Genomic DNA, 6,061 nt, shown 5'->3' with positions numbered 1-6,061 from the left:
CATGATAAAGGCAGCCCTAAAGGCTGCCTTTTTTCGTTTCCGGATTTTGCGTATCCAGACCTCCTGTAAGCAGTTGCTTTGCTTCCCCATATCGTCCTTCGGACAGGGGCTTGTATAAGTTGACGCTTGGTCGGCAGACAGGCACTGTTGATGCCATGGTCAAGAGAATCGGAACCTTCAAGATGAACAGCAATCCGGCCCGCCATCCGTCTGGCCCTGAGCGTATCAGCCCGGCAGCAATGTCAAAGCGCTTCGCGCGTCAAACATGGTCGATATGCCGACAGGTTCTGATCGTTCTATGTTTGCCACTGATGCTTGCCAGCTGCTATTTGCCGGAGGCCTTCACCATTGATCTGTCCATGGAGCGTAATGGCGATTACCGGCTGAGCTACCGCGGTTTGCTGGTACAGCCAAACATTACCCAAGGCCTTCTGGACAAGAGCCTGGATGCGGAGGGTGAAAAGGAAAAGGTCGCCAAGGTTCTGGCAGATCTCAAGCGCGATTCGGCTGTAAGACAGCTGACCTATACCGGGCGCGGCGTGTTTAACATGGTCTATGAAAAGCGTGGCAACATCATGCGCGAAAAAAGCTTCGTCTTTGTCCGCCGGCAATCGCGCATACTGGAAATGTTCTTTAATTCAGAGCGAAACACCGTTGAAATTCGGGGCGGCTTCGTCCCTGATCAGTATCAGGACCGCCTGACTGCACTCGGTTACCAGATGACCGGTAAGATCGAGGTCCGCACGACCGCAGGGGTGCGCAGCCACAACGCGGCAGAATTCCGTGAAATCAACGGTCAGAACCGCCTGCGCTGGGAAATTCAGTCGATCTCTGATCCGGTCCCTAACGTCATTCTGGGCTAGGGCAGGGTAGTTGGCTTAGCTTGTGGGATATTCCCCCATCTGATCGCGCCTGACGAACGAAAAAAGGGACAGCGTTGGCTGTCCCTTTGGTGTTTGTGCTGTTGCGGCATTTTGTTTGGCTCTAGAAGACCATTTCGTCTTCGGCACCGCCTTCGGAAATGACGATCTGGCCCTGTGCGGCCAGTTCCTTGGCCAGCTGGACGATCATCATCTGCGACTCTTCGACGTCTGACAGACGGACCGGGCCAAGCGCGTCCATATCTTCCTTCATCATCTTGCCGGCACGTTCGGACATGTTCTTGAAGAACAGGTCGCGCATCTGATCGGTCGACCCTTTCAGGGCCAGGGCAAGCTTGTCCTTTTCGACCTGACGCAGCAGCGTCTGAACGCCGTTGTTGTCAAGCCGCGCAAGGTCTTCGAAGGTGAACATAAGGGCTTTGATCTTCTCGGCCGAATCACGGTTGCGTTCTTCGAGCGCAGTAAGAAATCTGTCCTGACTTTGGCGGTCCAGGCTGTTGAAGATATCCGCCATCAGTTCGTGGTTGTCACCGCGCGAACCGCGCGCAAGGTTCGACATGAACTCGGTGCGCAGCGTCTTTTCAATGTTATCGAGAACTTCTTTCTGAACCGCTTCCATGCGCAGCATACGCATGATGACTTCCATCGAGAAGTTTTCCGGCAAAAGAGACAGAACCGACGCAGAATGTGCGGGTTTGAGTTTGGACAGAACCACACCGACGGTTTGCGGATATTCGTTTTTAAGGTAGTTCGCCAGAACCGCTTCGTTCACGTTGTTGAGCTTGTCCCACATGGTACGACCCGCAGGACCGCGGATCTCTTCCATGATGCCGTTCACGCGGTCTTCTGGCAGTACCTTGGAAAGCAGGCGTTCGGTGGTATCAAACGAACCGACCAGTGACCCGGTTGAAGAAAGCTGGTCAGCGAATTCGACGAAAAGGCGCTCAACGATATTAGAGTTGATCGTACCCAGGCTCGACATGGTTTGGGAAATCTCTTTGATTTCCTCGTCATCCATCATGCTGAACATCTTGGTTGCGTGCTCTTCCCCAAGAGCAAGCATGAGAATCGCTGCCTTTTCAGGTCCGGCCAGTGATCTGTATTCTTCTTTTACGCGCCCCACGGGTGGTCTTCTCCGTCGTAATGACTCTGTTCGGGGTGGAACCTGACGCCCGAACCTGCCTCTATCGCACCGTAAGATAGGGGTTATTTGTCAACAATTCTATAAAAGCCGACACCCCTTTGCAAAGCCCCATCGGTATAAAGCGCCCTAAATGTACAAAATTGATTAATGCCGTACAATTTCGGGGCCAAATTACCCCGCAGCGGGTGATGTTTGCGGGCGCAATTGTCGAATGGGTTGAAATCGTTGCTAGCTGCTTGACTTGGTTTGGGGGGTGGTCTAACAAAGGCGCGCCGATTGATGGTCATTTTGCGGGCGTAGCTCAGTTGGTTAGAGCGCCGGCCTGTCACGCCGGAGGCCGCGAGTTCAAGTCTCGTCGCTCGCGCCATGATCCATCATCTGTTGTCTTTTTTAGGGCGAATTGTCTTTTCCGCGGTCGCCTTTTCTTGTGTTGCTAATGCTGCTTCGCACGATTGGGTCTTGATCATCTCGACGTCCAGCCCGATATCGGACGATAGTAAACGGTAAAAAGATTAGAAAGTTTCCGGTCTTAGAGCATGTTCAACGTGCTTGGGGACTGGAACTTGTGCGGTGCATACGTTATGGTGCGCCGTAATTGGCCAGGTGGGGACCTGGTCGGGTCAAAAGGCCTGTTCTTGAGAGGTCAGAGAGATGCAAGAGCTTCTTTCGGAATATCTTCCGATCCTGGTGTTCATCGGGATCGCCGTCGGTCTTTCGGCGGTAATCGTCATCGCGTCGCTGGTTCTTGCCAAGCAGGCACCGGATGTCGAGAAACTGTCCGCATACGAATGCGGGTTTGCGCCGTTCGAAGACGCGCGCATCAAGTTCGACGTTCGGTTCTATCTGGTCGCAATCTTGTTCATTATTTTCGACCTCGAAGTCGCCTTCCTGTTCCCGTGGGCTGTAACCCTCGGTGATATCGGAACATTCGGCTTTGTATCGATGGTGATCTTCCTGGCTGTTTTGACGGTCGGCTTTATCTACGAATGGAAGAAGGGAGCTTTGGAATGGGAGTGAGCACCAACTCAGGCGCACCCCTGGCACCCGGTTCGGATCAGGATGCAATGCTTAAGGGCGTGTTTGACGAGATGAACGACAAGGGCTTTGTCCTTGCCAATCTCGATAAACTCGCAAGCTGGGCAAGCACCGGTTCCTTGTGGCCGATGACTTTCGGTCTGGCCTGCTGTGCTGTTGAGATGATGCATTCGGCGGCGTCGCGGTATGACCTTGACCGTTATGGTCTGGTTTTCCGCCCAAGCCCGCGTCAGTCGGACGTGATGATCGTTGCTGGTACCCTGACCAACAAAATGGCCCCGGCACTGCGCAAGGTCTATGACCAGATGGCAGAGCCGCGCTGGGTTATTTCGATGGGCTCGTGCGCCAATGGCGGCGGTTACTATCACTATTCTTATTCGGTGGTGCGCGGTTGTGATCGTGTTGTGCCGGTGGACGTATACGTTCCCGGGTGCCCGCCGACAGCCGAAGCGCTGATTTACGGCGTGATGCAGCTGCAAAAGAAAATCCGCCGTACCGGTGTCCTGACACGCTGATCCGTAATAGGGGGCTTGCATGAGCGAACTGCTCAGCGATAACAGCGCTGCTTTGAAAGATCTGAAAGATCTGGTGGCGTCACAGCTGGCCAACGAAATTCTCGAAAGCGAGATTCGTTACGGCGAGCTGACCATCGTCGCCAAGCGCGATGATATCCTTAAAGTTCTGACCTTCCTTCGGGATGATACCGGCTGCTTGTTCAAGCAGCTGATTGATGTTTGTGGTGCGGACTACCCGGAACGCATTGAGCGTTTTGACGTCGTCTATCACCTGCTGTCTCTGAAGCATAACCTGCGCATTCGTGTGAAGGTCCGTACTGACGAAGACACCCCGGTACCAAGCTGTGTTTCGCTGTTCAGCGCCGCCGACTGGTTCGAGCGCGAAGCGTGGGACATGTACGGTATCTTCTTCGCCGGTCATCCGGATCCCCGCCGTATTCTGACCGATTACGGTTTTGAAGGTCATCCGCTGCGCAAGGACTTCCCGCTGACCGGGTATGTCGAAGTGCGTTATGACGACGAACAGAAGCGTGTTGTCTACGAGCCGGTCAAACTGGTTCAGGATTTCCGTAATTTCGATTTCGAAAGCCCATGGGAAGGCATCCAGCATGTTCTTCCGGGTGATGAAAAGGCGGAGGGCAACGCCTGATGTCCGAACAAAAAATCAAAAACATGACCATGAACTTCGGCCCGCAGCACCCTGCGGCGCACGGCGTTCTGCGTTTGGTTCTGGAAATGGACGGCGAAGTCGTCGAACGTTCCGACCCGCATATTGGTCTTCTGCACCGTGGTACGGAAAAGCTGATCGAATATAAGACCTATATTCAGGCAACTCCGTATTTCGACCGTCTCGACTATGTCGCACCGATGAACCAGGAACATGCATATTGCCTGGCCATCGAAAAGCTGATGGGCGTCGAAGTGCCCAAGCGTGCGCAGTATATCCGTGTTCTTTATGCGGAAATCGGTCGTATTCTGAACCACATTTTGAACCTCACCGCGTTTGCACTGGACGTTGGTGCGATGACCCCGCTTCTGTGGGGCTTTGAAGAACGTGAAAAGCTCATGGAATTCTATGAGCGCGCCTGTGGCGCCCGTCTTCACGCCAACTACTTCCGTCCGGGTGGCGTTGCTGCCGATCTTCCGGCAGGCTTGCTTGATGATATCGACGCATGGGCAGACCAGTACGAAATCTTTATGAAAGACTTCGACCGCGTTCTGACCGGCAACCGTATCTTCAAACAGCGTACGGTTGATATCGGTATCGTAAGCGCCGAAGAGGCCCTTGACTGGGGTTTCACCGGTCCGAACATCCGTGCATCGGGTCTGGCGTGGGATCTGCGCAAATCGCAGCCCTATGACTCTTACGAAGAATTCGACTTCGACATTCCTGTCGGCAAGAACGGCGATTGCTATGACCGCTTCCTTGTCCGTTTCGAGGAAATGTGGCAGTCGCTGAAAATCATCAAGCAGGCCATCAAAAATATGCCGGATGGCCCTGTCATTGTTGAAAACAACAAAGTGGCACCGCCGTCGCGCGCCGAAATGAAGCGTTCGATGGAAGCCCTTATTCACCACTTCAAACTCTTCACTGAAGGTTTCCACGTACCGGCCGGGGAATGCTATGCCACGGTCGAGGCACCGAAAGGCGAGTTTGGTGTGTATCTTGTTTCGGATGGCTCGAACCGTCCGTATCGCTGCAAAATCCGCGCCCCGGGGTTCCCGCACCTCCAAGGCATCGACTTCATGTCCAAAGGTCACATGCTGGCCGACGTCGTTGCCAATATCGGGTCGCTAGATATCGTGTTCGGTGAGATTGACCGATGAGCCATTTGAGAAGACCAGCTCCGAAAGAGCTTCAGCCGACCAGCTTTGCTTTCACGCCTGAAAATCAGGAAAAGGCAAAGAAGATCATCGCCAAGTATCCGGAAGGCCGCCAGCAGAGCGCGGTCATGCCGCTGCTTGATCTGGCACAGCGTCAGACCGAAGGTAACTGGGTTCCGACCGTCGCAATGGATTACATTGCCGACATGCTCGAAATGCCGGCCATTCGCGTCTACGAGGTCGCAACCTTCTATACGATGTATAACCTTGCCCCGGTGGGTAAGAACTTCATCCAGGTTTGCACCACGACGCCGTGCTGGCTTCGCGGTTCTGCCGACGTTGTCGATACCTGCAAAAAGGAACTCGGCATTGGCGTTGGTGAAACCACCGAAGACGGTCAGTTCACCATGATCGAAGTCGAATGCCTTGGGGCGTGTGTCAACGCACCGATGATGCAGATCAACGACGATTATTACGAAGACCTGACGCCGGAAACGACCAAGGCCATCCTCGATGTCCTCAAAAAGGGCGAGAAGCCGAAAGCCGGTCCGCAGAGCGGCCGCAAAGGGTGCGAGCCGATCGATGGTCCGAAGGTTCTGAAGGCATTCTGTGGCTGCGGCGCAGCCCCGCAGGATGCTGATGCAAGCGAAGGGGACGCCTGA

Annotated in this window: 7 protein-coding genes and 1 tRNA gene; 7 read left to right on the top strand and 1 reads right to left on the bottom strand. The window is 54.2% G+C overall.

The genetic code is table 11. From position 1 onward, the window contains the following. The first annotated feature begins 182 nt into the window (after nt 1-182). Complete coding sequence (locus tag TH2_RS14735) at nt 183-863, top strand: hypothetical protein (protein ID WP_193386509.1); 681 nt, start codon at nt 183-185, stop codon at nt 861-863. A 121-nt stretch (nt 864-984) separates the two neighbouring features. Here the strand turns inward: TH2_RS14735 and fliG are convergent, their stop codons facing one another. Continuing rightward, on the bottom strand, nt 985-2,004 hold the full coding sequence (gene fliG / locus TH2_RS14730; protein ID WP_008891232.1) for a flagellar motor switch protein FliG: 1,020 nt from the start codon (nt 2,002-2,004) through the stop codon (nt 985-987). A 311-nt stretch (nt 2,005-2,315) separates the two neighbouring features. On the opposite strand from fliG, the gene TH2_RS14725 reads away from it, so the two are divergent. The 6 genes from TH2_RS14725 to nuoE all read left to right on the top strand — a co-directional run bounded on the left by TH2_RS14725 (nt 2,316) and on the right by nuoE (nt 6,061). Then, a tRNA-Asp gene (locus tag TH2_RS14725) sits at nt 2,316-2,392 on the top strand. A 284-nt stretch (nt 2,393-2,676) separates the two neighbouring features. After that, nucleotides 2,677-3,042, top strand: a complete 366-nt coding sequence (locus TH2_RS14720) for an NADH-quinone oxidoreductase subunit A (protein ID WP_008891231.1) — start codon at nt 2,677-2,679, stop codon at nt 3,040-3,042. Then, nucleotides 3,033-3,575 (top strand): NuoB/complex I 20 kDa subunit family protein, encoded by a 543-nt coding sequence (locus TH2_RS14715; protein ID WP_040823994.1) that lies wholly within the window; start codon nt 3,033-3,035, stop codon nt 3,573-3,575. Before TH2_RS14720 ends, TH2_RS14715 begins: the two co-directional genes overlap by 10 nt. Before the next feature lie 19 nt (nt 3,576-3,594). Beyond that, the gene (locus tag TH2_RS14710) at nt 3,595-4,224 is read left to right on the top strand and encodes an NADH-quinone oxidoreductase subunit C (protein ID WP_008891229.1); all 630 of its coding nucleotides are present in this window, start codon (nt 3,595-3,597) and stop codon (nt 4,222-4,224) included. Next, nucleotides 4,224-5,402: an NADH-quinone oxidoreductase subunit D gene (locus tag TH2_RS14705; protein WP_008891228.1), complete on the top strand. Its 1,179-nt coding sequence runs from the start codon at nt 4,224-4,226 to the stop codon at nt 5,400-5,402. The genes TH2_RS14710 and TH2_RS14705 overlap by 1 nt, the downstream gene beginning before the upstream one ends. After that, nucleotides 5,399-6,061, top strand: coding sequence for an NADH-quinone oxidoreductase subunit NuoE (gene nuoE, locus TH2_RS14700; protein ID WP_008891227.1), 663 nt, complete (start codon nt 5,399-5,401; stop codon nt 6,059-6,061). The genes TH2_RS14705 and nuoE overlap by 4 nt, the downstream gene beginning before the upstream one ends.

It is taken from the genome of Thalassospira profundimaris WP0211, from assembly GCF_000300275.1.
In the GTDB taxonomy this organism is placed as follows: Bacteria; Pseudomonadota; Alphaproteobacteria; order Rhodospirillales; family Thalassospiraceae; genus Thalassospira; species Thalassospira profundimaris.
Note: the sequence above shows the minus strand (reverse complement) of the source record. Positions and strands in the feature narration are given on the sequence as shown.

Bases quoted from the DNA above. Each gene is read 5' to 3' on its own strand.
- TH2_RS14735 (WP_193386509.1), top strand. From the start codon at position 183: ATGAACAGCAATCCGGCCCGCCATCCGTCTGGCCCTGAGCGTATCAGC.
- TH2_RS14705 (WP_008891228.1), top strand. From the start codon at position 4,224: ATGTCCGAACAAAAAATCAAAAACATGACCATGAACTTCGGCCCGCAG.
- nuoE (WP_008891227.1), top strand. From the start codon at position 5,399: ATGAGCCATTTGAGAAGACCAGCTCCGAAAGAGCTTCAGCCGACCAGC.
- TH2_RS14715 (WP_040823994.1), top strand. From the start codon at position 3,033: ATGGGAGTGAGCACCAACTCAGGCGCACCCCTGGCACCCGGTTCGGAT.
- TH2_RS14720 (WP_008891231.1), top strand. From the start codon at position 2,677: ATGCAAGAGCTTCTTTCGGAATATCTTCCGATCCTGGTGTTCATCGGG.
- TH2_RS14710 (WP_008891229.1), top strand. From the start codon at position 3,595: ATGAGCGAACTGCTCAGCGATAACAGCGCTGCTTTGAAAGATCTGAAA.